Annotated in this window: 2 protein-coding genes; both read left to right on the top strand. The window is 66.0% G+C overall.

The window, feature by feature from the left end:
• The coding region (locus FLV34_RS39185; protein ID WP_147945575.1) for an XRE family transcriptional regulator at positions 1 to 709 on the top strand (709 nt) is incomplete at its 5' end.
• Position 710: 1 nt separating this feature from the next.
• A complete protein-coding gene (locus tag FLV34_RS39180) occupies positions 711 to 1,187 on the top strand; it encodes an NUDIX hydrolase (RefSeq protein ID WP_142566102.1) in 477 nt (158 codons plus the stop codon).
• The last annotated feature ends 330 nt before the right edge of the window (positions 1,188 to 1,517 follow it).

The raw sequence follows: 1,517 nt of genomic DNA, 5'->3' as shown, positions 1-1,517 counted from the left end.
GGAACGCGGGGTGAGCATCGCCGAGCTGGCGACCGCGATCCAGGTGGACCCCAAGACCGTCGAACGCTGGATCACCAAAGGCCGCGCACCGTACCGAAAACACCGGTATGCCGTCGCCGCTCACCTGGGGATGGACGAGAGTTACCTGTGGCCCGAGGCCCTGACCCGGGAACAGGTGGCATCGGCGTCCGAGAGCGAGATCGTCACCGTCTACCCGCACCGCTGGGCCGTCCCCCGGGACGCCTGGGGACGTCTGTTCGCGTCCGCGACACAGGAAATCGGTGTCCTCGTCTACAGCGGCCTGTTCCTCGCCGACGATGCCGGCATCGTGCGCATGCTCGGCGAGAAGGCCGCCGCCGGAGTACGGGTGCGCATCCTGCTCGGCGACCCCGACAGCCCCGAGGTCGCCCAACGCGGCGCGGATGAGGGCATTGACGACGGGATGGCCGCCAAGATCCGCAACGTCCTTGTCCTCTACCGGCCCATCCGCGGCCTGAAAGGGGTGGAGATTCGGCTTCATCGGACGGTGCTGTACAACTCCATTTACCGCGGCGACGATCAGCTTCTCGTCAACACTCACGTGTACGGCGTGCCCGCCGGCAACGCCCCTGTCCTGCACCTGCGCAAGGTGTTAGGCGGGGACATGGTCGCCACCTATGTCGACAGCTTCGAGCGGGTCTGGGAGCAGGCCACGCCGGTAGGGTCGTGACGTGGCCCGCCGCATCGACTACTACGACGCCCCTGACGCACCCAAGCCGAACAGCCTCGTCCCGTCCGTCAACGTCGTCGTCACCAACGACGCCGGGGACATCCTCATGATCCGCCGCAGCGACAACGGCAACTGGGCCGTCCCCGGTGGCGCCATCGACCTCGGCGAATCCCTCCCCCAGGCCGCCGTACGCGAGACCCTCGAAGAGACCGGCATCGTCTGTGAAATCACCGGCCTCGTCGGCACCTACACCGACCCCCGCCACGTGATCCTCTACACCTCGAACGGCGAGGCCCGGCAGGAGTTCTCCATCGTCCTCACAGCCCGCCCCGTCAGCGGCGAACCGACCCCGAGCAGCGAGTCGACCGAGGTCCGCTGGGTGCCACGCGCCGAGGTGGAGACGCTGCCGATGGACCGCTCAATGCGTCTGAGGATCGGCCACTGCCTCGCCGATACCGGCCTGCCCTATATCGGGTAGAAGCAACTTACTGCGGGTCAGCCAAATCATGCTTTGGGTATCCGAGGCAGCCGTTCGTTGATCACATGGAAGAGCACCTTCACGAAGTCCCGCTGCAGTGGACCATCGTGCAGAAGAAGGACAAACGCAGACGGCGTCCCGTCTGACCCCAGGTATCCGATTCGGATACCTCCCGCCTCTGCGTCCCACGTCACGAGCTGAAGCTCGGGGATTGGGCGACTAAGTATCCCCCCTGAGTTGGCTCAATTTAGTGCGCACCTTCGGGGCTGCGGATCTGCTTGAGTGCGTCGCGTAGGTCTGTGGGCAGGGGGTCGGCGGCGGTCAGGACGT

Origin of the sequence: Microbispora sp. CSR-4 (assembly GCF_008033685.1) — a bacterium.
GTDB lineage: Bacteria > Actinomycetota > Actinomycetes > Streptosporangiales > Streptosporangiaceae > Microbispora.
Note: the sequence above shows the minus strand (reverse complement) of the source record. Positions and strands in the feature narration are given on the sequence as shown.